This window comes from Massilia timonae, assembly GCF_001866515.1.
Lineage (GTDB): Bacteria > Pseudomonadota > Gammaproteobacteria > Burkholderiales > Burkholderiaceae_D > Telluria > Telluria timonae.
Genome location: NZ_JRYB01000001.1, coordinates 771,291 through 797,310 on the forward strand (window position 1 = coordinate 771,291; position 26,020 = coordinate 797,310).

Here is a 26,020-nt window from a genome sequence, read left to right on the forward strand (position 1 = left end):
GAAGTGCCCTAAAGTGCAGGCAGCACTGGAACCGAAGCCCAACGTCTCATCACCAGAAAGCGTCATGACCGTCATCCGTACCTTCTCGAAGCGTAGCCAACGCCACCAACGCGGCAGCACCCTGACCGGCATCATCGTCGGCCTGATCATCGGGCTGGGGATCGCGGTGGCGGTCGCGCTCGTGATCACCAAGGGCGCCTCGCCGTTCACCGATCGTTCCAACAAGATGGGCCGCCCGGCCGACCTCGAGCCGAGCCAGGCGTCCGATCCCAACAAGCCGATGTACGGCAACCGGGCGCCGGTGCCGCAGGCGCCAAGCCAGCCGAGCGCGCCGGCGAGCGCGCCGGCGCCGTCACCACAGCAGCAGCCCGACTCCGACCCGCTGGGCGCCGCCATCGCCGGCATGCAGGAGCCGCGCCCGAGCGCGCCGCCACCGCCGCCGGGCCCGGTCAACACCGCCGCCCCCGCCTCCGGCGCGGCGGCCGTGACCGACGGCTACATCTATTACCTGCAGGCCGGCGCCTTCCGCGAGATGTCGGACGCCGAGAACACCCGCGCCAAGCTGGCCCTGCTCGGCTTCGAGGCCGCCATCACCGACCGCAGCACCGACAGCGGCGTGCTGCACCGGGTGCGGGTCGGCCCCTACTCGCAAGTCGAAGCCGTCAACAAGGCGCGCGCCAAGCTGCTCGACAGCGGCATCGACGTCGCCATCGTGCGCAACCAGCGCTAAGCCCATGTCGACGCGGACGGAGCGCGTCTTCATCACCGGCGCCTCGAGCGGCATCGGCGCCGCCCTGGCGCGCGAATACGCCGCGCGCGGCGCCACGCTCGGCCTGCTGGCGCGGCGGCGCGACCACCTGGTTGCGCTGGCCGCCTCGCTGCCCCACCCCGAACGGCATCACATCTACGCGGTCGACGTGCTCGATCGCGACGGCCTGGCCGCGGCCGCGCTTGACTTCATCGCCGCCAACGGCGGCGCCGACGTCGTCATCGCCAGCGCCGGCATTTCGCACGGCACGCTCACCGACCGCGCGGCCGACCTGGCCGTGTTCGACGCGGTGTTCGCCACCAACGTGAACGCCACGGTCGCCACCTTCGCCCCGTTCATTGCCCCCATGCGGCGGCAGGCGACGCCCTGCCGCCTGGTGGGCATCGGCAGCGTGGCGGGCGTGCGCGGCATGCGCGGCGCCGGCGCCTACTGCGCCAGCAAGGCCGCCGTGCACAGCTACTGCGAAGCGCTGCGGGTCGAGCTGCGCGCGACCAACATCCGGGTGGTGACGATCGCCCCCGGTTATATCGACACCCCCATGACCAGCAAGAACCGTTTTCCCATGCCCTTCCTGATGCCCGCCGACCGCTTCGCGGCGCAAGCCGCCGCCGTGATCGCGCGCGGCGACAGCTACCGCGTATTGCCCTGGCAGATGGGCGTCGTCGCCAAGCTGCTGCGCCTGCTGCCCAACTTCGTGTTCGACCGCCTGTTCGCGCGCGCGCCGACCAAGCAGCGCCAGGGGGAAGCATGAACGCCGATGCCATCCGCGCACTGTCGAAGGCCGGCGTGGCGGTCGACGTCGTGGCGCAGACCGGCTCCACCAATGCCGACCTGCTGGCGCGCGCCGCGACGCTCGAAGCGCCATTGCTGCTGGTGGCCGAACACCAGACCGCCGGCCGCGGTCGCGCCGGCCGCAGCTGGCTGTCTTCGCCCGAAGGTTCGCTGACCTTTTCGCTGGCGTGGAAGTTCGACGGCGGCCCGCAGGCGCTGGTTGGCCTGCCGCTGGCAATCGGCGTGGCGCTGGCCGAGACGCTCGGCGCGCTGGGCCAGCAAGTCCAGCTGAAATGGCCGAACGACCTGCTCAAGGACGGCGACAAGCTGGCCGGCATCCTGGTCGAGACCCAGTCCGCGCCCGGTGGCGGCACCTGGACCGTGATCGGCATCGGCCTCAATCTCCTGATGCCGGACGAGATGGAAGCGCAGCTGGGACGCAGCGCGGCCGGCGTGCCCTGGCTGGCGCGCATGGAGCGCGACGTCCTGATGGCGGCCCTGCTCGACGGCCTGGCCGCGGCGCTGGCGGAGTTTTCCGCGCGCGGCTTCGCCGCCTTCGCCGCGCGCTGGAACCTGCGCCACGCCTGGCAGGGCGAGACCGTGGTCCTGCTCGACCACGGCGCGGTGCGGCACGAGGGCCGCGCCGCCGGCGTCGACGACAGCGGCCGCCTGCTGCTCGACACGTCGGAGGGCCGCATCACCGTGATGGCCGGCGACGTCTCGCTGCGGGTGAAGACATGATGCTGCTGGTCGACGCGGGCAATACCCGCGTCAAGTGGGCGCTGGCCGACGCCGGCAGCGCCCTCGGCGCGTGGCGCCTGCACGGCGCCGTGCTGCATGCGCAGCTGGACGAAGCAGCTGCCCGATGGGCGAGCGCCGGCGTGACCCGCGCGCTGGTGTCGAACGTCGCCGGCCCACAGCTGGCCGGGCGCATCGCGGCCCTGCTGCCGGCCGGGATCGAGGTCGAATGGTTCGCCTCCAGCGTGGAGCGCGCCGGCCTGCGCAACGGCTACCGCGACCCCGGCCGCCTGGGCTGCGACCGCTTCGCCGCCGCCATCGGCGCGCGCGCCCTGGCGCCCAGGCAGAACCTGATCGTCGCCACCTGCGGCACCGCGACCACGGTCGACGCGGTGAGCGCCGACGGCCTGTTCGTGGGCGGCATGATCCTGCCCGGCCTGGCGCTGATGGCGTCCAGCCTGGCCAGCAACACGGCGCAGCTGCCGCAGGTAGTCCCTGGCGCCGTGCCGGCGCTGTTTGGCGACAATACCAACGACGCGATTCTCTCCGGCGTGCTGTCGGCCCAGGCCGGCGCCATCGAGCGCGCCGTGGCCGGACATGGCGCCTCTTCCTGCATCGTCTCGGGCGGCGCGGCGCCGACCATCGCGCCCGCGCTCAAGGTCGCGCACAGGGTGGTCGATAATATCGTGCTGGTCGGCCTGCAGGCGGCGACCGCCTGGAGAGAGGGGGAAGCACGGTGTTGAAATTCGTATTCTGGGCGCTGCTGGCCGCGAACGCGGCCTTGCTGGCGTATGGCCAGGGCATGCTGGGCCAGCCCGGCGCCGGTGAGCGCGAGCCAGGCCGGCTGAACAACCAGCTGGCGCCCGAACGCATCACGCAACTGACGGCGGTCGAGGCCAAGCGCGCGCTGGACGAGGCCGAGGCCATGGAAGCCGGCGACGCCGAAGCCCGCGCCGAGCCATCCGCCGCCGCGCCCTCGCCGGAGCCGGCGCCGCCGGCCGCCGTGGCGCCGGGCCTGATCGCCTGCGTCCAGGCCGGTCCCTTCAGCGCCGCCGACGCCCGCCGTTTCGAAACCCGGGTGGCCAGCCTGGACCTCGCTGCGCGCCAGTCGCGGGTCGACGTCCCCTTCCAGGAAGTGACCAGCCGCCTGGTCTACCTGCCTCCCAACGGCGGCCGCGAAGGCGCCCAGCGCCGCGCCGCCGAGCTCAAGGAACGCGGTGTCGAGAATTTTTACATCATGCAGGGCGACTCGCCGCTGCGCTGGGCGATCTCGCTGGGCGTGTTCAAGACCGACAGCGCGGCCCAGAAGCTGGTGGCGCAACTGCAGCGCCAGGGTGTGCGCGGTGTGCGGGTGCTGCCGCGTGGCCCGCAAGTCATGCGCCCCGCCTACCAGTACCGGGCGATCGATGCCGGTGCGCGCAGTCGGCTTTCCACGCTCATCGGCAACTTCTCCGGCGCCGACTTGCGCAACTGCGAATAACGTCGCGGTCGTGTATCGCATCCATCCAGCGCGCCACATGGCGCGCTTTTTTTATGCTGTGTGCGCAGTTGACCACCCGCAAGCTGTCGAATATCTTTACACTTAATTTTCCTCAAGAAATTTTAATTAACCAAAACAAACACTTATATCCTTGGCACACTATTTGCTCTATATCAAATTAAGTTGTTCCAATATAATTTGACGTTCCGAGGGGAAACCATGAAACAGATCATCACCGCCTTGCTGCTCGCCGCCGCCACGCTGTCGACCACCGCTGCCGCTGCACCCATTTCGCTGAACGGCTCGCTGGCCAACGGGATGCTGGATCAGGGCAGCTACAAAGTCGCTTTCATCAACGATACGCCGCTGCCAGAAAAATATACCTTCAATAGCCTGTCGTATTCGTTCTCCTTCAAGGACGATGGCGAACTGATGAAACTGACCTCGACCAGCGACCGCGACGAAGGCGAGTACGGCAAGGTCAAGAATGGCAAGAGCACCCGCGATGTGACGGTCACCAATACCCATACCTATACCGGTGAACAAGAGAGCGCCGCCCTGTGGTTCGGCGACTTCCTGCTCGGAAGCGGAAGCACCCAGCTCTTCGAGTCGAGCTATACCTCCCCGTCGAGCTTCCAGGAAATTTACGACGGCCAAAAATGCACGAAATGGTTCTTCTTCATCTGCAAACAATCGCACTCGCAATATTCGGATACCACGACCACGACGACGACCGTGAAGAAGGCGTACACCGGTGAGTTCACCATCAGCGGCACCGTGACGAACCAGTCCATCATCGATGCGCTGCTGAACGATGGCCAACTGACGTTCAAGCTGAAAGTGCTCGGCGACCTGATGCTCACCAACTCCGAGCTCCTGCTCGACTACACCAAAGTGGAAGAGCCGACCGAAGAGCCGGGCGAAGTGCCTGAACCGTCGAGCGTCCTGCTGGCCGGCGCCGGCCTGGCCGCCATCGGCTTCCTGCGCCGCCGCCGCACCGCCGCACAGGCATAAGCGCTTCTTTTCCGCTCGAAGAAATGGCCGGTTCGCCGGCCATTTTTCATGGCGCGGAGGTTCAGCGCGCCGCGTTCGACGAGGGGGCGATCAGCGCTGGACCACGATCGGCTTGAAGCCGAGGCTGGACGGCAGCGCACGCATGGCTTCCATCGCTTCGGCGCGGCTGGCGTACGGGCCGCCGTACAGGCGATTCAGGGAACCCACCTTGACCACTTCGAGCTTGCCCAGCTCGACGCCGGCATCGGCGATCTTTTCGCCCATCGCCTCGGCGGTGCCGGCGCGGCCATAGGCGCCGAGCTGGATGAAGAAGCGACCGGCCGGCGCGGGCGCGGACACCGGCTCGGCCTGGCTCACCAGCGCCGCGCTGTCGGAATGAATCCGGTCTTCCAGCATCAGCGCCTCGATCTCGGGCGGCGCCGATTGCGCGATCGACGCGACCTCGCGGCGCGCGGCCGCGATCTGCGCCGGCGGGACGATCGGATCGCCCGGGAACAGGCGCTCGATCTCGACTTCATGGCTGCCCTTGCCCAGCAGCCCGAGCTTGAGCGCCGCCGTGTACGAGACGTCGATGATGCGGCTGGAATGGAAGGGGCCGCGGTCGTTGATGCGCACCACCACCGAATTGCCGGTGTCGAGGCTGGTCACGCGCACATAGGACGGGATCGGCAGCGTCGGATGCGCGGCCGTCATCTTGTACATATCGTACAGTTCTCCGGACGCCGTGCGCTGGCCGTGGAACTTGACGCCATACCAGGTGCTGACGCCGCGCGCGCTGTACCGCTCGTCATTTCCCAGCGGCGTATAGGTCTTGCCCAGCACCGTGTAGGGACGGCTGGTCCATTTGTTGAAGGGCTCGGCCTTGACCACGGCGTCCGGCACGTCGAGCAGGCCGTCGGGGATGTCGTCGCCCGGGCCGTCGTCCTTGTAGTAGCCGCCGCGGCCCGACTTGGCGGCCGGCAGCTGGGGCGCCTTGCCATGCTTGGCGGTCGGCTTGTGCGGCCAGGGGAAAGGATTGAGCTTTTTATGCTCTCCCGTGCTGCTGCAGGCCGATACTAGAATGGCAACCGGTATGACCGCCAGGAAGCTTGTACGAACGCCCATTGGCCGTCCTCCATCGTGTTAGGTCGACCCCCAGTTTACGTTGTCTTGCCAGACTCATCAATATGCAGGCATCAAGCCGGAATGCGATGATGGCCGTTTTGGCAAGACGTCCTCGTGCCCCGATCGTTCCGAAAGTGTGGTTCCGGCGCAAAAAAACAGGGCATACTGCGGCATCGCCGGTCTGTCCGCTTTCAACCATGTTGCACTCTTCGCATATTTTCGATCACCTGCCGGGTAATGGCGACACCGTGACCCTGCTGCGGCAAACCGACTGGTCGCGCACCTGCCTTGGCGACCCATCCACCTGGCCCGACGCCTTGCGGCTGCAGGTGAACGTCTGCTTCGAATCGCAGTTCCCGATCGCGATATGGTGGGGCCCGGACCTGATCCAGCTGTACAACGATTTCTACCGGCCGATCCTCGGTTCGAGCAAGCACCCGGCGTCGTTCGGCGGCCCGGCCCGGGAAACCTGGCCCGAAATCTGGCCGACGATCGGCGCCATGGTCGACCAGGTGATGAACGACGGCATCGCGGTCAGGGGCGAGGACATGCCGCTCGAACTGCTGCGCAACGGCTACCCCGAACTGTGCCACTTCACGTTTTCGTACAGCCCGATCCGCGATATTTCGGGCGCCGTCGTCGGCATGTTCACCGCGGCGGTCGAGACGAGCGCGCGCGTCATGGCGGAGCGCCGGCGCGCTTTCCAGCTCAACCTGGCCGACGAATTGAGAGGGCTGGCGACGACCGACGACATCATCGGCACGGCGACCCGGCTGATCCGCCAGCACCTGGGCGTCACGCGCGCCTATTACGCCGAAATCGACGACCAGGCCGGCTGCTTCCACATCCCCGCGCAATGGACGCACGGCGGCGAGCTGCCCGCCCTGCCCGGCCTGCCGATGCACGGATCGGTGGCCTCGTTCAGTCCCTACCTGCTGCAAAGCCTGCGCGCCGCGCGGGCGGTCGTGGCCGAGGACATCGCGGCCGACCCGCACCTGGCCGGGCATGCGCAGGCCTACCAGGATCTCGGGATGCAGTCGGTCGTCGTCATTCCGCTGAACCGGGGTGGCCAGCTGCGCGCCAACTTCAATGTCGGCCATTCGGTGCCGCGCCGCTGGACGCCGGGTGAACTCGAGATCATCGCCGACGTGGCCGAGCGCACCTGGGACGCGATCGAGCGGGCCCGGGCCGAAGAGGCGCTGCGCCTGTCAAGCCGCCTGAAGGACGAATTCCTCGCGATGCTGGCGCATGAACTGCGCAACCCGCTGGCGCCGATCAGCGCCGCGGCCGACCTGCTCGCCGCCGCCCGCCTCGACGAGGACAAGATACACCGGACCAGCGCCGTCATCCAGCGCCAGGTCGCGCACATGACCGCGCTGGTCGACGACCTGCTCGACATCTCGCGCGTGACCCGCGGCCTGATCACGCTGGAACAGAGAGAGATCGATGTGCACGACGTCATCGCCGACGCCGAGGAGCAGGCGCGCCCGCTGATGGAAAAGCGCCAGCATGCGCTGCGCTGCGTCTACCGCGCGGGCAAGGCCTACGTACGCGGTGACCGCAAGCGGCTGGTGCAGGTGCTCGCCAATCTCCTCAACAATGCGGCCAAGTACACGCCGCCGGGCGGCGCGATCGACATGCGGGTCGAGGTGCGGGAGCGCGACGTCGCCATCTCGGTGAGCGACAACGGCATCGGCATGGCCCACGAGCTGGTCGGCCGCGTGTTCGATCTGTTCGCCCAGGGCGAGCGCGATGCCGACCGGACCCAGGGCGGGCTGGGCATCGGCCTGGCCCTGGTGCGCAACCTGGTCGAGCTACACGGAGGCAGCGTCGGCGCGCATAGCGCGGGCGCCGGACAGGGCAGCCGGTTCACCGTGACCCTGCCGCGGATCGAACCCGCTGCCGCGCCGGCCGGCAGCGCCGGTTCCGCCACGGGGTTCGCGCCGGCGGCGGGCGGGCTGAAAGTGCTGGTGGTGGACGACAATGCCGACGCCGCCGCCATGCTGTCGATGCTGGTCGAATCGGCCGGCCATGACGTCGTGGTCGAACTGAGCTCGCTGAGGGCGCTCGACAACGTCGAGACGATCAGGCCGGACATCTGCCTGCTCGACATCGGCCTTCCCGAGCTCGATGGGAACGCGCTGGCGCGCCGGCTGCGCGCGATGCCGCGGCTGCCGCCTCCGGTGCTGGTTGCCGTCACCGGATATGGCCAGCAATCCGACCGCGACAAGGCCTTCGCGGCAGGCTTCGACCATTTCTTCACCAAGCCGGTCGATATTTCCCGCTTGATGACCTTGCTGACCGAGGTGCACACGGCAGGCCCCGCGGCGCGCGGCGGCCCGGTTCGCTAGACGCGTGGACGGCTTGGCCGTCCTAGGGAAGCGCTGTTTTATTCTGACGGATGGGATTGGCGACGGAAAAAGGCGCCCGGCAAGGCGTAAACCGCAGCCATACCGCGTGGTATGGCGAGGATTTACAACGCAGCAGGGCGCCTTTTTTCCGTGCCAAGACCGCCGCCATGAATAAATCAGCGCTTCCCTAGGTCTGCACCAGCTTGCGATGCCGCTGGATGCTCATCAGGATGCCGGCGCCGAGGCCCAGCGTGATGAAGGCCGTGCCGCCATAGCTCATGAACGGTAGTGGCACCCCAACTACAGGCAATATCCCTGAAACCATGCCCATATTGACGAAGGCATAGGTGAAGAAAATCATCGCGATCGAACCGGCCAGCAAGCGGCCGAAGGCGTTTGGCGCATTGGCTGCGATCATCAGGCCGCGTCCGATCAAGAGCAGGTAGACGAACAGCAGGAACAGGTTGCCGATCAGGCCGAACTCCTCGGAATACACCGAGAACACGAAGTCGGTGGTGCGTTCCGGCACGAATTCCAGGTAGCCCTGGGTGCCCTGCATATAGCCCTTGCCGGTCACGCCGCCCGAACCGATCGCGATGATCGACTGGATGATGTGGAAGCCCTTGCCCAGCGGGTCGGAAGTCGGATCGATCAGGGTCATCACCCGCTGGCGCTGGTAGTCGTGCATCATCGACCAGCCGATCGGCAGGAAGGCCAGCACGCTCACCGTCACCGCCGCGATCGCCTTCCACGACAGGCCGGCCAGGAAGATCACGTACAGGCCCGACGACGCGACCAGCAGCGAGGTGCCGAGGTCGGGCTGCTCCATGATGAGGGCGACCGGGATCATCAGGATCACGGCGGCCACGATGTAATGCTTCCAGCCGGCGACCTGGGCCCGGGTCTGGAAGTACCAGGCCAGCATCAGCGGCAGGCCGATCTTCATGATCTCGGACGGCTGGATGTCGATGACGCCGATGTGCAGCCAGCGCTGCGCGCCCTTCTTGATCAGGCCGAACAGCGCGACCGCGACCAGCAGGGCCACGCCGACCGCGTAGACCGGCACCGCGAGCCGCATCAGGGTTTGCGGCGCGATGTTCGCGGCCACCCACATCACGGCGAAGGACAGCAGGAAGTTGCGGATCTGGTGCTCGACCCGGTCCGGGAAATCGGCGCCGGCCGACATCATGGTGACCATGCTGATCGTCACCAGCATGGCCAGGATCAGGGTCAGCGGCAGGTCGAACACCGTGAAGTACGGGCGCAGGCGGCGGCGCAGCGAGCGCCGTTCTGGAATATGGGCCATGGCTTATTCGGTTCGGGTGGCGGTGGCGGGGGCCGCAGGTTGGGGCGCAGCGGCCGGCGCGGCCGCCTTGACGGTGGCGGGACGGGCACTACCCTTCGGCTCCGGCGGCGGCGCCGGACGCTTGCCGAGGATCGCGTAGTCGAGCACCTTGCGCGCGATCGGCGCCGCCACCACGCCGCCGAAACCGGCGTTCTCGACGATCATCGCCAGCGCGATGCGCGGCTGCTCGACCGGCGCGAAGGCGGTAAACAGCGCATTGTCGCGATGGCGTTCGTCGATCGCGTTGGCGTCGTACTTCTTGCCGCGCAGGCCGATCACCTGCGCGGTGCCGGTCTTGCCGGCCGACGTGTACGTGGCGCTGGAGAAGGCGCGTTGCCCGGTGCCTTCGCGCATCACGCCGGCCATCGCATCCTTGATGAAATCGAGGTGCTCCTGCTTCATCGACAGGCGCCGGGTCTCCTTGGGCACGGTCAGGGTGCGCTCGCGGGTCACGCCATCCTCGACCATCTTGACCAGGTGCGGCTTCATCACCACGCCGTCATTGGCCAGGATCGCGGTCGCATGCGCCAGTTGCAGCATGGTGTAGTTGTTGAAGCCCTGGCCGATCGAGATCGAGATGGTGTCGCCGCCCACCCATTTCTGGGCCGCGCGGTTGCGCTTGAAGCGCTCGGCCTTCCATTCCTTCGACGGCAGCACGCCGGTCTTTTCGTGATCGAGGTCGATCCCGGTCGGATGGCCGAAGCCGAATTCGCTCATGAATTTCGAGATGTTGTCGATCCCCATCTCGTTGCCCAGCTGGTAGTAATAGGTGTCGCACGAATGGGCGATCGAGTGGTACATGTTGACGATGCCGTGGCCGCCCGGCTTGTCGTCGTTGAAGCGGTGTCCGCCCAGGATGAAGAAGCCGGGATCGCGGATCGCGTCCTGCGGACGGCGGTAACCCAGCTCGAGCGCCGCCAGCGACATGAAGGGCTTGAAGGTCGAACCCGGCGGATAGGTGCCCGACAGCGGACGGTTCATCAGCGGCCGGTCGAGCGAGGTGTTCAGCTCGTTCCAGCTCTGGTAGTCGATGCCGTCGACGAACAGGTTCGGATCGAAGCCCGGCCGCGAAACGTAGGCCAGCACGTCGCCGGTCGCGGGCTCGATCGCCACCAGCGCGCCGCGGTGGTCGCCGAAGGCCTCCTCGGCGATCTTCTGCAGCTCGATGTCGATCGACAGGATCAGGTTGCTGCCCGGCACTGGCGGCGTGCGCTTGAGCGTGCGGATCGCGCGGCCGCCGGCCGAGCGCTCGACCTGCTCGTAGCCCGTGATGCCGTGCAGCTGGCGCTCGTAGCGCTTCTCGACGCCTTCCTTGCCGATATGGTCGGTGCCGTTGTAGTTGGCGGCGTCGTCGCCCTCCTCGATCGCGGCGGCTTCCTTGGCGTTGATGCGGCCGATGTAGCCGATCACGTGCGAGGCCACCTCGCCCATCGGGTACTGGCGGAACAGGCGCGCCTGGACTTCGACGCCGGGAAAGCGGAAGCGCTGGGCGGTGAAGCGCGCCACCTCGTCGTCGGTCAGGCGGGTGCGCAGCGGGATGCTGGCGAAGCTGCGCGACTCTTCGCGCAGGCGCTTGAAGCGGCGCCGGTCGCGCGCGTCGATCTCGACCAGCTTGGCCAGCTCGTCGATCACCGACTCCATGTCGGCCTGCAGCTTGGACGGCGTGATCTCGAGCGTGTAGGCGGAATAGTTGCGCGCCAGGACCACGCCGTTGCGGTCCACGATCAGGCCGCGGTTGGGCACGATCGGCACCAGCGCGATGCGGTTGTCCTCGGCCTGCGCCGCGTACTGGTCGTGGTGCAGCACCTGCAGCCAGACCACGCGCGCGACCAGCAGGCCGAAGCAGATGAAGACGAGCGCCACCAGCGCCGTGAGGCGCATCCGGAACTGGTGGATCTCGCGGTCGCTATCCTTGAACTCGGTCATTCCTGGGCAAACCTGGTCAGATGGGGCGGGTATGGTCGCGGTCGACGGCGCGCCGCTGGGGCGCCAGCAGCAGCCAGGTGATCAGCGGCCACAGCGCCACCGCCACCACGCTCTCGACGAACGGCAGCAGGCCGGGGAAGCGGCCGGAGACCACCAGGTGCACGACCAGCTGGATGGCCTGCGCCAGCAGCAGCAGCGGGAACACGTGCATGGCCTGGGTCAGCAGCGGGAACCACAGCACGCGGCGATGGATCATGATGGCCAGGTAGGACAGCACGGTGTAGGCGAGCGCGTTCTCGCCCAGCAGGCTGGCGTCGTGCACGTCCATCAACAGGCCCATGCAGAAGGCGACGCCGATGCCGACCTTGCGCGGCTGGTGGATGCCCCAGAACACCAGCACCAGCGCGACGAAGTCGGGCGCCCCGACCCAACGCCCCCAGGGCATCAGGTTGAGCATGAAGGCGCACACCAGGCTGAAGGCGATGAACAGCGGGCTGACGGGCAGCAGGATGTAATGCGGACGGCGACCGGGCATGGCGGCTTACTCCGTTCGGGCGGCCGGCGCGGGCGCGGTCGCTGCAGGTGGCGTGGCGGCGGGCGCCGCCGGACGTGGCGTGGGCTGGGCCGCCGCCGGACGTGGCGTGGGCTGGGCCGCGGGCGGCGTCGCCGCAGGCTGGTTGGCCGGCGTCGGCGCTGGCGCGCCGTTGGCGGCGGCAGCGGCGGGCGCGCCGGCTGCCGGCAGCGGCGCGGCCGGCAGCGGCGGCGTCGGCACCGCCGGCATCTTCGGCATATTGCGCCGGCTGCCGCTGTACGGCGCCTCTGGCGCCGGGCGCGGCGGCAAGGGATTGTGCGACATGATCACCAGCACCTGGCGATTGCGGTCGATGCCGGCCAGCGGCTGGCCGACCACGCGGCCGAACGAGCCGGCCGCCTTCTCGACCTGGGTCACGCGCGCCACCGCCAGGCCGGCCGGGTACATCCCGTCCAGGCCCGAGGTCACCAGCACGTCGCCGACCTGGATGTCGGCGTCCTGGGCCACGAAGCGCAGGTCGAGCAGGCCCGTATTGCCGCGGCCATAGACGATGCTGCGCAAGCCGCTGCGCAGCACCTGCACCGGAATGGCCTGGTCCTTGTCGGTCAGCAGCGTGACTTCGGAGGTGAACGGGAACACGCGGGTGACCTGGCCAACCACGCCAGCGTGGTCGATCACCGGCAGGCCGAGCGACACGTCGTCACGCGAACCGCGGTTGATCACGATGCGGCGGGTGGACGGGTCGCGCGCGTCGTATAGGATCTCGGCCATCTGCGACTGCACCGGCAACTGCTGCTTGCCTTCCATCAGGCGCCGCAGGTGCGCGTTCTCGGCCATCTGGAACTGGGCCTGCTGCAGCAACTGGGCGCGCGCCAGCTCCTGGTGCTTGAGGGCCTGCACTTCCTTCTGCAAGGTCGACAGCGACGAGAAATAATCGCCCATATTGGCCAGCGCCTCGCGCGGCATCAGGGCCGCCATCTGCATCGGATAGAGCACGGTGGCGGCCACCTGGCGCACGCCGGACAGCAATCCCATGCGGGCGTCGACGAACAGCAATACGATGGCGATCAAGGCGCACACCATGGCCTTGACTCGTGCCGGGGCGCCTTGCTTGAACAGCGGCGGAGGACTGTATTCCATGACGTCCGTTGGTGATAACGCGGGCGGTCAATGCCAAGGCGGGCAGATGCGCGCAGCTTGTGACCGCACGCCCTGCCCGCCCCGGTTGATCACGCGCGTCTTATTCGTACGAGAAGATCGAACCAAGCTTGTCCATGCGCTCGAGGGCCATGCCCGAGCCGCGCACCACGCAGGTCAGCGGATCTTCGGCGGCCAGCACCGGCAGGCCGGTTTCTTCCATTAGGAGACGGTCAAGGTCGCGCAGCAGCGCGCCGCCGCCGGTCAGCATCATGCCTTTTTCGGCGATGTCGGCGCCCAGTTCCGGCGGCGCCTGTTCCAGCGCGTTCTTCACGGCCGACACGATCTGGTTCAGCGGATCGGTGAGGGCTTCCAGGATCTCGTTGCTCGAGATGGTGAACGAGCGCGGTATGCCTTCCGACAGGTTGCGGCCCTTGACTTCCATTTCCTTGACTTCCGAGCCAGGGAACGCCGAGCCGATCGCCTTCTTGATCGCTTCGGCGGTCTGTTCGCCGATCAGCATGCCGTAGTTGCGGCGGATGTAGTTGACGATGGCTTCGTCGAACTTGTCGCCGCCGACGCGCACCGAGCCCTTGTAGACCATGCCGCCCAGCGAGATGATGCCCACTTCGGTGGTGCCGCCGCCGATGTCGACCACCATCGAGCCGGTCGCTTCCGAGACCGGCAGGCCGGCGCCGATCGCGGCCGCCATCGGCTCTTCGATCAGGTAGACCTGCGAGGCGCCCGCTCCAAGAGCCGATTCGCGGATCGCGCGGCGCTCGACCTGGGTCGAGCCGCAAGGCACGCAGATGATGATGCGCGGCGACGGACGGAAGAATTTCGAGTCGTGCACCATGCGGATGAACTGCTTGAGCATCTGCTCGGTGACGGTGAAGTCGGCGATCACGCCATCCTTCATGGGGCGGATCGCTTCGATATTGCCGGGCACCTTGCCCAGCATCTGCTTGGCTTCCTTGCCGACTGCCTGGATGGTCTTCTTGCCGTTCGGGCCACCTTCCTGGCGGATCGCGACCACCGACGGCTCGTCCAGGACGATGCCCAGGCCGCGGACGTAGATCAGCGTGTTGGCGGTGCCGAGGTCGATCGCCAGGTCATTCGAGAAGTAGCTGCGTAAAAAACCAAACATGGGTGTCCTGATGCGCATCAATGTGCGCCTAAACATTGATCGGGGATTCTGTGCCGCACCTGCCTCGCATGGGCACCGCGGACTTCGCATGCGCGGGCGCCGGGCTTTCGGCACGACAACGCATTAGCCCGCCATTCTACCTTATAATTTGTCGTTTACATGCTGAATACGGGTGGTTTTCCCCACCGAATTGCAAGCGATTTGAGCGGTGTTTGCAGGGTTTTATCGCCTTTAAGAAGCCGTTCGCTGACAACTTGCTAACATTCATTATTCGCCGAATCACTTTTTGCGCGCTGATGGCGTGCCATATAGCCATGTCCCTGACCCTTTCCGACGTAAAACGCATCGCCAACCTGGCCCAGCTCGACATGGACGATGCCCATGCCGAGACCGCGCTGGCCGAGCTGAACGGCATCTTCGCGCTGGCCGAGCAGATGCAGGCGGTCGACACCACCGGCGTGGCGCCGCTGGCCCAGCCGCTGTCGGCCATCCTGGCCCTGCCGCTGCGCCTGCGCGACGATGCGGTCACCGAAGAGAACCGCCGCGAAGACTACCAGGCGCCGGCGCCGAAGGCGCAGGATGGCCTGTACCTGGTGCCGAAGGTCATCGAGTAAACCGCCCAGAAAATCGCTAAAGAATCGACACGCACATGCATAACAAGACCATCAAGGAGCTGTCCGCGCTCCTGCACTCGAAACAGGTGTCCGCGACCGAGCTGGCGCGCCACTACCTCGGCCGCATCGACGCGAGCGGGCACAACGCCTTCCTGCACGTGGACCACGAACTGACGCTGGCCCAGGCCGCGGCCGCCGACGCCCGCTTCGCGCAAGGCACGGCCGGCCCGCTGACCGGCGTGCCGATCGCGCACAAGGACATCTTCGTCACCCGCGGCTGGCGCACCACGGCCGGCTCGAAGATGCTGGACGGTTACGTCAGCCCGTTCGACGCGACCGTCGTCGACCGCTTCAACGCGGCCGGCATGGTTACCCTGGGCAAGGTCAACCTGGACGAATTCGCGATGGGCTCGGCCAACGAGAACTCGGCCTATGGCGCGGTGAAGAACCCGTGGGACGCAGCAGCCGTGCCGGGCGGCTCGTCGGGCGGCTCGGCCGCGGCGATCGCCGCGCGCCTGGCGCCGGCCGCCACCGCGACCGACACCGGCGGCTCGATCCGCCAGCCGGCCGCCTTCTGCGGCGTCACCGGCATCAAGCCGACCTATGGCCGCGTGTCGCGCTTCGGCATGATCGCCTTCGCCTCGTCGCTGGACCAGGGCGGCCCGATCGCCCAGACCGCCGAGGACTGCGCGCTGCTGCTCAACGAAATGATCGGCTTCGACGAGCGCGATTCGACCAGCCTCACGGTCGAACAGGGCAACGTCCGCGAAGACTATACGCGCGACCTGAACAAGCCGCTGGCCGGCCTGCGCATCGGCGTGCCTTCGGAATACTTCGGCGAAGGCCTGGCCAGCGACGTCGAAGGCGCGGTGCGCGCGGCGCTCGAGCAGTTCGTGAAACTGGGCGCGGTGCTGGTCGACATCTCGCTGCCGAAGACGGCGCTGTCGATTCCGACCTACTACATCATCGCGCCGGCGGAAGCCTCGTCGAACCTGTCGCGCTTCGACGGCGTGCGCTACGGCCACCGCGCCGCGGAGTACAAGGATTTGCAGGACATGTACCGCAAAACCCGCGCCGAAGGCTTCGGCAGCGAAGTAAAGCGCCGCATCATGGTCGGCACCTATGTGCTGTGCCACGGCTACTACGACGCCTATTACGTGCAGGCGCAAAAGATCCGGCGCCTGATCGCGGACGACTTCCAGGCTGCGTTCGCGGACAAATGCGACGTGATCATGGGGCCGGTGGCGCCGACGGTGGCCTGGGACCTGGGCTCGAAGACCAATGACCCAGTGGCGAACTACCTGGCCGACATCTTCACGCTGTCGACCAGCCTGGCCGGCCTGCCCGGCATGTCGATCCCTTGCGGTTTCGGAGATGGCAAGGAAGGCAGTGAAGCGAACGGCAAGCGCCCGGTGGGCCTGCAAATCATCGGCAACTACTTCGCCGAGGCGAAGCTGCTGAACATCGCGCACCAGTACCAGCAGGCGACCGACTGGCACAAGCGCACGCCCGAAGGCGTGTGATCCGCGACGCTACTGAACAAAGAGAGAACACTATGCAATGGGAAGTCGTCATCGGTCTTGAGAACCACGTCCAGCTCACGACCCAATCGAAAATCTTCAGCGGCAGCTCGATCCGCTTCGGCGCCGAGCCGAACACGCAAGCGAGCCCGGTCGACCTGGCGCTGCCGGGCGTGCTGCCGGTGCTGAACCGCGGCGCGGTCGAGCGCGCGATCCGCTTCGGCCTGGCGGTCGGCGCAAAAATCGCGCCGCAGTCGGTCTTCGCGCGCAAGAACTACTTTTATCCCGACCTGCCGAAGGGTTACCAGATCAGCCAGATGGACGATCCGGTGGTCCAGGGCGGCACCATCAGCTTCGCCTACGAAAAGGACGGCAAGCTGGAGACGAAGACCGTCAATCTGACCCGCGCCCACCTCGAGGAAGACGCCGGCAAATCGCTGCACGAAGACTATGCCGGCATGAGCGGCATCGACCTGAATCGCGCCGGCACGCCGCTGCTCGAGATCGTGTCCGAGCCCGAGATGCGCAGCGCCGCCGAGGCGGTGGCGTATGCCAAGGCCCTGCACTCGCTGGTGATGTGGCTGGGCGTCTGCGACGGCAATATGCAGGAGGGTTCGTTCCGCTGCGACGTCAACGTCTCGGTGCGCCCCGTCGGCCAGAAGGAATTCGGCACCCGCTGCGAGATCAAGAACCTGAACTCGTTCCGCTTCATGGAAGAGGCGATCCACTACGAGGTGCGGCGCCAGATCGAGCTGATCGAGGACGGCGGCAAGGTGATCCAGGCGACGCGCCTGTGGGACCCGGACCGCAAGGAGACGCGCTCGATGCGCACCAAGGAAGACGCCCAGGATTACCGTTACTTCCCCGATCCCGACCTGCCGCCCCTGGTGATCGGCCAGGACTGGATCGACCGCGTCAAGGCCGGGATGCCCGAGCTGCCGGGCGCCCTGCGCGCGCGCTTCACGGGCGAGTACGGCCTGCCGGAGTACGACAGCCTGGTCCTGACCTCGTCGAAGGCGATGGCCGGCTACTACGAAGCCGTGGTGGCGAAAGCCGGCAAGGAAAACGCCAAGGCCGCGGCCAACTGGATGATGGGCGACGTCTCGTCGACCCTGAACCGCGAAGGCGTGGACATCGGCGACGCGCCGGTGAGCGCGGCGCAACTGGCGCTGCTGCTCAAGCGCATCGCCGACGGCACGATCTCGAACAAGGCGGGCAAGGAAGTCTTCGCCGCGATGTGGGAAGCCAAATCGGACGACGAAAACCTGGCCGACACCGTGATCGACCAGAAGGGCCTGAAGCAGATCTCGGACACGGGCGCGCTGGAAGCGATCGTCGACGAAGTCCTGGCCGCCAACGCCAAGTCAGTCGAACAATACCGCGCCGGCAAGGAAGCCGCCATCAACGCCCTGATCGGCCAGACGATGAAAGCGTCGAAAGGCAAGGCGAACCCGGCCCAGGTGACCGAGCTGCTAAAGCGGAAGTTGTCTAATTAGCGTAAATAAAATTGCGAGGGCATAGTCCAGAGTGCCCTCGCGCAAATAAGCTTAGTCCAGCGATTTTAGGACTTCTTCGCGAATATCCTAAAAAATCGATTAAGTATCGTAGGTGGAGGATCTTCTTGCGCGACAGAGTTACTCTCCTGCACAACCACAGGAGGATCAATAAATTCACAATAAGATCGCCTCAAGAAATCACTTAGAGAATCTGGGCACCGAATTCGTGGCCCCATCACACTCATTGCATTATTCTGCCCCATACTAAGCTTGACCTTAGGACTCGCTTGATAGCGGCTACTAAATCTTTTTATCTCCCGATGAAATTCGAGAGACATTTCCACCACAAACCAAAGAACATATTTACCTCGAATATATCGTTCTTTCCCTCCCAATCTACGAAATTCCTCCTCCGTCTGCCTCAACGTTGCCTCAGAGCACAAATCACAACCAACTTTCTCTGATACATAAAGCAATCGCTTTGCCAGAGTATCAAATCCATCCTTAGCAAGGATTTTTCCACTCGCAAAATAGAAAAGATCCTTTGGATTGATCTTATCCAGCACTGGCCTTTTACCAGAGCGCTGCCACACAACTATTTGACACATTATAGGAACCATCGCTTCGAGAAAGAAGTCAAAATTCTCCTCAAACGCAATCCGCATTGCATTTGCATCATCTACAGATATTGCAGAAATATTTAATACTTCATGCAAAACACGCTGCACCGTACCAAAATTCGCCGCTTCGTTCTCGATAGAATATTTTTCCGTAACATATAAATTATCCTGAATCGGATCAGGAACAACTCTAAACATAGAGAGATCCCTGTCGACGAAAAAACAAATTCTCTTTCTCGGGTATCTTGACCAATCAAAATCAGCAAGAGCTGACAAAACGTTGTTACGATTTCCTGAAGCTATTAATTGAACATCCCATCCAGTTGGAAGAAAACTTTCTATAATTCCTTGGTAAAACACAGGATCATCTTTCCCCTCCACAATCCCATAAACAATTTGACTATTTTTTCGATACCTGATTAAAAATTCGTGGTAGACGCCATTACCACTATTAAGAGCTGCGGCGTGCAGTTCAAGCATACTCATGTATGAATTTAATAAGTAATGAACTCACCTAACGAATGAGCATATGGCCGCAAGGTATTGTCGTAAATAAATGGAGAGTGCGTCACGGCAATAAGCCCTGTACAGAAACCAGCTGACCGTATATCGCTTAAAAAGCGCCGCTGCCATGGAACTGACAAGGACAATTCCGGCTCATCAATTAGTACGAAAAATCTATCTTTGCCAGATAAATACAAATGACTAAATAATGAGACAATTTGTTTCTCCCCAGAAGAAAGCTCACTTAAATCTACTGTCGATTCAGCATTCCAAGCGTCTGCAGAGTGAATAGAGAATGTAAAGTTCGCGCTATCATAAAGAAAATTTTTATCTACTATATATTCAGAACATAAATCACAAAATTGCGATATTTGCAGCTCTCGCTTCCTTAACGACTCTTGGAATCTCAAAAGCTTTAAGAAATAATGATAAATTATTTTCTCATGTTCACTTGGTGCCACGGCTGAGCGTGCCGAGTTGATGACACTAAAAAGTTTATGCTTATCAACTTTCCCCAAAATATTATCTTGAATACGATCTAAAACCGCCCTAACAGTTCCGTCCGGCGCTTCAGAGACCTCATTCATATTAACATTTTGATACTCACGATTGACAACATCGCCAAGGTAATTCAAGGTTAAGCTATTTAAACTTTCACGAGCAAAATCTTTCAACTGCTCGAGAGTCCGGTCAATAGCTTCCTGCACATCTTTCATTCCGAATTCAACCAACTCAATGAAAGTATCGCCAGTCTCATTTTGACGTCGATTAAATCGATGTTTCCTTATATCATCCTGATCAAACCCCTCGAAAATACTATTCAGTTCTCGTTCGATACGGCGATAGGTTGGAAGGTAGAGAATTTGAGCATTTATACTATTATGAATCCTCTTCTCAAGCTCCTGAAGCATCTTCTTAGGCCCACGCGGATTCGCATCAGATATCTCCAGTTCGCTCAACAATATATTTCTCGGAATACCGTAGCGATCTGCTAAACGAAGCACTTCAGAATATGCACGATCAATATCGCCTTTGGCCGCGGCCTCTACAAAGCGATGACGTAATGATTGAGGCAATACGCTTCGAATACGGCGATCCGTTTCACCGAATGCGCGCTCAATTTGCTCTCTTGATACCGAAACTTCACCATCCGAAAAATTTACGACAACTTTTTCAAATCTAAATTGAAGCAATGAAACCCATCGCCCAGATAGGAAATAGAATACTATTCGCAAAAAGGTTGTTTTGCCTGAGCCGTTTTCCCCAACAATGATTAAAGTGTCATTATCTACGTCAACATCAATACTGCGGTTTCCATATAAACCAATAATCTGAATGCGTAGTATCTTATTCATTTTATTAATCCATGACTCTCATATGCCGTAGCGGGTACGGTAGGCGGCGACGGCGTCCTTGTGCTGGGACAGGCGCGCGTCCTGGGTGTGGGTGTCGAGGTAGGTGAACAGGTCTTCGAGGTTGGCGATCGAGATCACGGGGATGTTGAACTCGCGCGCGACTTCCTGCACTGCCGACAGTTCGGACAGCGCGTCGTCCTTCCCCGAACGCTCCATGCGGTCCAGCGCGATCAATACTGCGGCCGGTTCGGCGCCGGCGGCGCGGATCATCGTCACCGATTCGCGCACCGAGGTGCCGGCCGAGATCACGTCGTCGATGATCACCACTTTTCCCTGCAGCTTGGCGCCGACGATGGTGCCGCCCTCGCCGTGGTCCTTCGCTTCCTTGCGGTTGTAGGCGAACGAGGTGTCGCGGCCCTTCGCGGCCAGGGCCACGGCGGTGGCGCTGGCCAGGGTGATGCCCTTGTAGGCCGGGCCGAACAGCATGTCGAATTCGACGCCCGAATCGAGCAGGGTCTGGGCGTAGAACTGGGCGAGCTTGCCCAGCGTGGCGCCGTCGTGGAACAGGCCGGCGTTGAAGAAGTACGGCGACAGGCGGCCCGCCTTGGTCGTGAATTGGCCGAACCTCAATACCTCGGCCTCGACCGAAAACCCGATGAATTGCTGGCGCAGATCGCTCATGTACTCTCTCCCTGAATGTCGAAAGCGGCTATTTTAATCCGTCGCGGCGTCGGCCGCGACCACCCGCGCCACCTCGTCCGGATTGACCGGCTTGACCAGGTGGCGCTCGAAGCCGGCCGCCTCGCTCCTCGCATGGTCGGCCGCCAGCCCGTAGCCGCTCAGCGCCACCAGGCGGCAGCCCTCCCCGCCGGGCAGCGCGCGGATGCGCGCGGCGAGCTGGTAGCCGTCCAGCACCGGCAGGCCGATGTCGAGCAAGGCGACCGTGGGCCTGAAGCGCTCCAGCGCCGCCAGCGCGCCGACCGGATCGTGGTACACCTCGACCGCGTGGCCGTGCGCACGCAGCAGGCGGCCCAGGGTGTCGGCGCCGTCGGCATTGTCGTCCACCAGCAGCACGCGCTGCGAGACGACGCCCGGCATCGGGGCCGGCGCCGCCTCCGATGGCGCCGGCGCCTGGGCTACGCTGCTCAGCGGCAGGCGCACCACGAATTCGCTGCCCAGGCCGCGTCCCTCGCTGTGCGCATGGACGCTGCCGCCGTGCAGCTCGACGATGTTCTTCACCAGCGCCAGCCCGATCCCGAGCCCGCCTTCGGCGCGGTCGATGCTGCGCTTGCCCTGGAAGAACAGCTCGAACACCTGTTCGCGCACCTCGGGCGCAAGGCCGATGCCGGTGTCGCGCACGCTGATCTCGACCGCTTCAAGCCCGTCGCGCCGCACGTGCAGCCACAGCCGGCCACCCGGCTCGGTATAGCGCGCCGCATTGGTCAGCAGGTTCGACACCACCTGCGCCAGCCGCACCGGATCGCCTTCCCACGCCAGGCCGGGTTCGAGTTCGACCTCGAGGCGGTGGCGGCGCTGCTCGATCAGCAGGCTTGCCATCTCGACCGCCTTGTCGACCACCCGCGCCAGTTCGACCCGCTCGACCTTGAGCTCGATCTTGCCGCGCGTGACGCGCGAGACGTCGAGCAGGTCGTCCACCAGCCGCACCAGGTGGTCCACCTGGCGCTGGATGATCTCGCCCTCGCGGCCGTGCGCGCCGTCGCCGCGCATGCGCATCAGCTGCAACGCGGTGACGATCGGCGACAGGGGATTACGCAGCTCATGGCCCAGCATGGCCAGGAACTCGTCCTTGGCCCGGCTGGCCGCGCTCAACTCCACCAGCAACTGTTCGCGCTCGCGATGGGCGCGCTCGATCGCCTGGCGGCTGCGCACGTGGTCGGTCACCTCGACCGCGACCAGGATCACGCCGTCCGGCCGCCCGTCCACGCCCGTCAGCGGCTCCAGGCTGAACTTGAAATAGCGCTCTTCCAGCTGGCCCTGGGAGTCGAGGCGGCCGAGGGCCAGTTCTTCCGCGTGATACGGCTCGCCGGTGGCGAACACGTGGGCGATGCGCTCGGCCACGCCGCTGCCGGACAGGCGCGGGAAAGCCTCGCCGAAGGTGCGTCCGACCAGTTCATTGGAGCCGACCAGTTCGCAATAGCGGCGATTGACGAGGTGGAAGCGCAGCTCGGGCCCCATCAGGAGGGCCGCCGCCACCGGCGCGTTCAACAGCATGGCGTCGCGCTGGGCCAGCGCCACGTCGCGCTCGTGCCGCTCGGTGGCGTCGCGCGTGAAGCAGCGCGTGTAGCGCAGCCGGCCGTCCTCGAAATGCCCGTTGGAGTGGATCAGCACATGCTTGATCGAGCCATCCTTGCAGCGCAGCCGCGCCGGCTGGTCGTACAGCGCCCCGCCCGACAGCAGGGTCGTCAGGATGTAGTCGATCGTGGCCGGATCGGCGTGGAAGTCGGCGATGTGGCGGCCGACGTATTCGTCCCACTCATAGCCGAGCAGCTGCAGTTCGGCGCGGTTGGCCCACAGGATGGTGCCGTCCGGGCCGACCCGGTGCAGGCCTTCGACGGCGTTTTCCACGAAGTCGGCCAGCTCGGCGTTCGATGCGGCGGGCAGGCAAACGCCGGAATCGACGATGCCCGCGAGTAGCGGTTTGTCAGTGTTCATGGACTTGGGAAGGAGGCAATGCAACGTCAGGAAGTTGACGCGGCGTGCGATGCAGGAGAATGCCTAGTGTAACAGATCGTTGCCCTTCATCACGGCATCTACTGCATATCCGCAACAGTCGGCAGGCATGACGGACGGTTCAAAAACGCGCTACACTGTCCCGCTTGTTGCCGGGTGGCCATTAAACCCGCTGATCCATTACCAGTCTTATCATCACCATGCCACGAATTATTTCCGCGAACCTGAACGGCATCCGTTCCGCCCACAAGAAGGGCTTCTTCGAATGGCTCGCCACGCAGGATGCCGACTATATCTGCGTCCAGGAGCTCAAGGCCCAGGAAGCCGACATGACCGAGGATTTCCTGCGCCCGCACGGCTACCATGGCCACTTCCACTACGCCGAGAAGAAGGGCTATTCGGGCACCGGCGTCTACAGCCGCACCGCCCCGGACAAGCACCGCATCGGCTTCGGCTGCGTCGAGTTCGACGCCGAGGGCCGCTATACGCGCTGCGACTTCGGCGACCTGACCGTGATCTCGCTGTATGCGCCGTCGGGCTCCTCGTCGCCCGAGCGCCAGCTGGCCAAGTTCCGCTTCATGGAAGTGTTCCTGCCGCACCTGCAGGAGCTGCAGGCCGAGGGCCGCGAAATCGTGATCTGCGGCGACTGGAACATCGCGCATAAAGAGATCGACCTCAAGAACTGGAAGGGCAACCTCAAGAATTCGGGCTTCCTGCCCGAGGAGCGCGCCTGGATGACGCGCATCTTCGACGAACTGGGCCTGGTCGACGTGCATCGCGGCCTGGACCCGCGTCCCGAGCAGTACACCTGGTGGAGCAACCGGGGCCAGGCCTACGCCAAGAACGTGGGCTGGCGCATCGACTACCACGTCGCCACTCCAGGCCTGGCCAAGTGCGCCAAGGCCGTCTCGGTCTACAAGGACGTCAAGTTCTCCGACCACGCTCCGCTGATCATCGACTACGAGCGCTGATCTCGTGCCGCAATGATCTCGCGGCCAACTATCACCGCGTGGAAGGCGTAGCCTTCCACCCTACATCGCTGATTCAAGGCCAATCCAGGCTGAATTCGCTGTCGAAGCTGCGCGGCTGGCCGGTGAGCGGGTCGTCGAAGGCGATCGAGCGCGCCAGCAGCTGCAGCGGCGACCTGAAATCGTCGCCCTTGCACGGCAGCGCGACCGGATAGAAGGCGTCGTTCACGATCGGCGCGCCGAGGCGCGACAGGTGCAGCCGCAGCTGGTGCTTGCGGCCCGTGTGCGGATGCAGGCGATAACGCGCCAGGTTTCCTCGCCGCTCGATCAGCTCGATCAGCGTCTCCGAATTCGGCTCGCCCTCCACCTCTTCGCTCACAAAAAACTGCTCCGCATCCTGCATGCGGCTGCGGTAGGTGAAGGGAAACTCTCGTCCCGCCATCATCGGCGCCAGCGCCTCGTAGGTCTTCTTCACCACCCGCTTCTGGAACATCGATTGGTACGCCCCGCGCGATTCAAGATTGTGCGAGAAGATCACCACGCCCGCCGTCTCGCGGTCGAGCCGATGGATCGGCACCAGGTGCGGCAGGTCGTGGGCGCGCTTCAGGCGCACCAGCAGCGTCTCTTTCAGGAAGCGTCCGGTCGGGATGGTCGGCAGGAAGTGCGGCTTGTCGGCCACCAGGATGTGCTGGTCCCGGAACAGCACTTTTTCGTGGAACGGGATCGGCGTCTCGGCCTGTTCCAGCTCGCGGTAATACCAGATGCGCATGCCCTGGCGCACGTGGCTGTCGGGGCCCAGGGCAGCGCCTTTCGCATCGACGATCTCGCCACGGTTCAGGCGCGCGGCCCAGGCCTCGCGGCTCACGTCCGGAAACCGCTCGGCGAGAAAACGCAGCATGCCACCGGCGCGGGTCTCGGTCAGCCACAGGTAGCTGGGCGAGACGCCGTCGCGGATCGGCAGCGGCACATGGGCATTGGCTTCGGCCTGCCGGCCCTTGACGACTACACGGCCCATCGCCGCCTCGCTCCATGCATCACTTCAGGGCGGTGCTCTGGTAAGCCGGCAGCCTGGCGACGCTCGTGTTCTTGGCGCGCGCGTACAACGGCAGCAGCACGTTCATGTGCGCTTCCATGTCCTTGATGCGGGTTTCGCCGCCCGGGTGGGTCGAGAAGATCTCGAGCGGCGCGCTCTGGTTCAGCGCCGCCATCTTGCGCCACAGCGCGATGCCTGCGCGCGGGTCGTAGCCGGCGCGCGACGAGATGTCCAGGCCCACCAGGTCGGCCTCGCGCTCTTCGTCGCGCGAGAATTTCAATACCAGGAACTGGCCGGCATAGTTGGCGGCGGTGCCGGTCAGGTTGGGGTCGACGCCGAAGATCCCCGACAGCAGCGCGCCGCCGACGCGGGCGCCGAGCGCCGTGACATTGGTCTTGGCCAGGCGCTCGCGCCCGTGTTCGCGCAGCGCGTGCGCGATCTCGTGGCCCATCACGGCCGCCACTTCGTCGTCGGTCAGGTTCAGCTGATTGATGATGCCGGTATAGAAGCCGATGCGGCCGCCCGGCATGCAGAAGGCGTTCACCTGGTCGGACTTGAACAGGTTGACCTGCCATTCCCACTTGCTCGCGGCCGGATTCCAGCGCGTGGTCTGCGGGATGATGCGCTGGGCGATCACGCGCAGGCGCTTGAGCTGGGGGTCGCCTTCCGGCGCCAGCACGCCCTTCTGCTTGGCCTCGCCCACCATTTCGGTGTACTGCTGGCGCGCGGCCTCGTTGACCTGTTCTTCCGGCGCCAGCACGCGCATGCGCGACAGCGGCTTGACCGCGATGCCGTCCTGGACCACCTGGCTGTTGTCCTGGGCAAGGCCCAGGCTGGTGGCGCTCATCAGGGTGAGGCAAAGGGCAAGGCGTTTCAGTTTTATCATCTCGTCACCGACAGGCTGT

At 64.4% G+C, this 26,020-nt stretch carries 23 protein-coding genes; 11 read left to right on the plus strand and 12 right to left on the minus strand.

What is annotated here, in order from left to right; genetic code table 11:
- Positions 1–64 precede the first annotated feature (64 nt).
- From LO55_RS03440 to LO55_RS03465, 6 genes are all read left to right on the plus strand, one after another.
- A complete protein-coding gene (locus tag LO55_RS03440) occupies positions 65–730 on the plus strand; it encodes an SPOR domain-containing protein (RefSeq protein ID WP_071360452.1) in 666 nt (221 codons plus the stop codon).
- A gap of 4 nt (positions 731–734) precedes the next feature.
- Positions 735–1,520 (plus strand): SDR family oxidoreductase, encoded by a 786-nt coding sequence (locus LO55_RS03445; protein ID WP_071360453.1) that lies wholly within the window; start codon positions 735–737, stop codon positions 1,518–1,520.
- Positions 1,517–2,281, plus strand: a complete 765-nt coding sequence (locus LO55_RS03450) for a biotin--[acetyl-CoA-carboxylase] ligase (RefSeq protein WP_071360454.1) — start codon at positions 1,517–1,519, stop codon at positions 2,279–2,281. The genes LO55_RS03445 and LO55_RS03450 overlap by 4 nt, the downstream gene beginning before the upstream one ends.
- Positions 2,278–3,021: a type III pantothenate kinase gene (locus LO55_RS03455; protein ID WP_005667839.1), complete on the plus strand. Its 744-nt coding sequence runs from the start codon at positions 2,278–2,280 to the stop codon at positions 3,019–3,021. Before LO55_RS03450 ends, LO55_RS03455 begins: the two co-directional genes overlap by 4 nt.
- Positions 3,015–3,758 (plus strand): SPOR domain-containing protein, encoded by a 744-nt coding sequence (locus LO55_RS03460; RefSeq protein WP_071360455.1) that lies wholly within the window; start codon positions 3,015–3,017, stop codon positions 3,756–3,758. Before LO55_RS03455 ends, LO55_RS03460 begins: the two co-directional genes overlap by 7 nt.
- A gap of 219 nt (positions 3,759–3,977) precedes the next feature.
- Complete coding sequence (locus tag LO55_RS03465; protein WP_005667833.1) at positions 3,978–4,772, plus strand: PEP-CTERM sorting domain-containing protein; 795 nt, start codon at positions 3,978–3,980, stop codon at positions 4,770–4,772.
- A 90-nt stretch (positions 4,773–4,862) separates the two neighbouring features.
- Here the strand turns inward: LO55_RS03465 and LO55_RS03470 are convergent, their stop codons facing one another.
- The gene (locus LO55_RS03470; RefSeq protein ID WP_005667831.1) at positions 4,863–5,876 is read right to left on the minus strand and encodes a septal ring lytic transglycosylase RlpA family protein; all 1,014 of its coding nucleotides are present in this window, start codon (positions 5,874–5,876) and stop codon (positions 4,863–4,865) included.
- Between the two features lie 197 nt (positions 5,877–6,073).
- Between LO55_RS03470 and LO55_RS03475 the strand changes: the two genes are divergently transcribed.
- Complete coding sequence (locus LO55_RS03475; protein WP_071360456.1) at positions 6,074–8,227, plus strand: hybrid sensor histidine kinase/response regulator; 2,154 nt, start codon at positions 6,074–6,076, stop codon at positions 8,225–8,227.
- Positions 8,228–8,414: 187 nt separating this feature from the next.
- Here LO55_RS03475 and rodA read toward each other — a convergent pair whose 3' ends face one another.
- The 5 genes from rodA to LO55_RS03500 form a co-directional block, all read right to left on the minus strand.
- A complete protein-coding gene (gene rodA / locus LO55_RS03480) occupies positions 8,415–9,533 on the minus strand; it encodes a rod shape-determining protein RodA (RefSeq protein WP_071360457.1) in 1,119 nt (372 codons plus the stop codon).
- 3 nt (positions 9,534–9,536) lie between these two features.
- Positions 9,537–11,498, minus strand: a complete 1,962-nt coding sequence (mrdA, locus tag LO55_RS03485) for a penicillin-binding protein 2 (protein ID WP_071360458.1) — start codon at positions 11,496–11,498, stop codon at positions 9,537–9,539.
- A gap of 16 nt (positions 11,499–11,514) precedes the next feature.
- Positions 11,515–12,033: a rod shape-determining protein MreD gene (gene mreD, locus LO55_RS03490; protein ID WP_071360459.1), complete on the minus strand. Its 519-nt coding sequence runs from the start codon at positions 12,031–12,033 to the stop codon at positions 11,515–11,517.
- A gap of 6 nt (positions 12,034–12,039) precedes the next feature.
- Positions 12,040–13,170 carry a rod shape-determining protein MreC gene (gene mreC / locus LO55_RS03495; RefSeq protein WP_071360460.1) on the minus strand — a complete coding sequence of 377 codons (1,131 nt, stop codon included), beginning with the start codon at positions 13,168–13,170 and terminating at the stop codon, positions 12,040–12,042.
- 100 nt (positions 13,171–13,270) lie between these two features.
- Entirely contained in the window at positions 13,271–14,314 is a 1,044-nt protein-coding gene (locus LO55_RS03500) for a rod shape-determining protein (RefSeq protein ID WP_005667820.1), read from the minus strand.
- A gap of 314 nt (positions 14,315–14,628) precedes the next feature.
- Between LO55_RS03500 and gatC the strand changes: the two genes are divergently transcribed.
- Genes gatC through gatB form a run of 3 tightly spaced genes read left to right on the plus strand, consistent with a single transcriptional unit; the run spans position 14,629 to position 17,944 of the window.
- A complete protein-coding gene (gene gatC, locus LO55_RS03505; protein ID WP_005667818.1) occupies positions 14,629–14,928 on the plus strand; it encodes an Asp-tRNA(Asn)/Glu-tRNA(Gln) amidotransferase subunit GatC in 300 nt (99 codons plus the stop codon).
- A gap of 35 nt (positions 14,929–14,963) precedes the next feature.
- A complete protein-coding gene (gatA, locus tag LO55_RS03510) occupies positions 14,964–16,451 on the plus strand; it encodes an Asp-tRNA(Asn)/Glu-tRNA(Gln) amidotransferase subunit GatA (protein WP_005667817.1) in 1,488 nt (495 codons plus the stop codon).
- A 32-nt stretch (positions 16,452–16,483) separates the two neighbouring features.
- Positions 16,484–17,944 carry an Asp-tRNA(Asn)/Glu-tRNA(Gln) amidotransferase subunit GatB gene (gene gatB, locus LO55_RS03515; protein WP_071360461.1) on the plus strand — a complete coding sequence of 487 codons (1,461 nt, stop codon included), beginning with the start codon at positions 16,484–16,486 and terminating at the stop codon, positions 17,942–17,944.
- A 65-nt stretch (positions 17,945–18,009) separates the two neighbouring features.
- On the opposite strand, the gene LO55_RS25645 is transcribed toward gatB, so the two are convergent.
- The 4 genes from LO55_RS25645 to LO55_RS03530 are packed head-to-tail and all read right to left on the minus strand — an operon-like array spanning position 18,010 to position 23,096.
- Positions 18,010–19,050, minus strand: a complete 1,041-nt coding sequence (locus LO55_RS25645) for a DUF4435 domain-containing protein (RefSeq protein ID WP_083415145.1) — start codon at positions 19,048–19,050, stop codon at positions 18,010–18,012.
- A gap of 8 nt (positions 19,051–19,058) precedes the next feature.
- Positions 19,059–20,423: an AAA family ATPase gene (locus LO55_RS25650; protein WP_083415146.1), complete on the minus strand. Its 1,365-nt coding sequence runs from the start codon at positions 20,421–20,423 to the stop codon at positions 19,059–19,061.
- 18 nt (positions 20,424–20,441) lie between these two features.
- Positions 20,442–21,104, minus strand: a complete 663-nt coding sequence (pyrE, locus tag LO55_RS03525) for an orotate phosphoribosyltransferase (RefSeq protein ID WP_071360463.1) — start codon at positions 21,102–21,104, stop codon at positions 20,442–20,444.
- A gap of 33 nt (positions 21,105–21,137) precedes the next feature.
- On the minus strand, positions 21,138–23,096 hold the full coding sequence (locus tag LO55_RS03530; protein ID WP_071360464.1) for a hybrid sensor histidine kinase/response regulator: 1,959 nt from the start codon (positions 23,094–23,096) through the stop codon (positions 21,138–21,140).
- A 218-nt stretch (positions 23,097–23,314) separates the two neighbouring features.
- On the opposite strand from LO55_RS03530, the gene LO55_RS03535 reads away from it, so the two are divergent.
- Entirely contained in the window at positions 23,315–24,085 is a 771-nt protein-coding gene (locus LO55_RS03535; RefSeq protein ID WP_005667810.1) for an exodeoxyribonuclease III, read from the plus strand.
- 73 nt (positions 24,086–24,158) lie between these two features.
- Here the strand turns inward: LO55_RS03535 and LO55_RS03540 are convergent, their stop codons facing one another.
- Both LO55_RS03540 and LO55_RS03545 read right to left on the minus strand, forming a co-directional pair.
- Positions 24,159–25,097, minus strand: coding sequence for a pseudouridine synthase (locus tag LO55_RS03540; protein WP_071360465.1), 939 nt, complete (start codon positions 25,095–25,097; stop codon positions 24,159–24,161).
- A 19-nt stretch (positions 25,098–25,116) separates the two neighbouring features.
- Positions 25,117–26,001, minus strand: coding sequence for a M48 family metallopeptidase (locus LO55_RS03545; protein WP_071360466.1), 885 nt, complete (start codon positions 25,999–26,001; stop codon positions 25,117–25,119).
- Between the last annotated feature and the right edge of the window lie 19 nt (positions 26,002–26,020).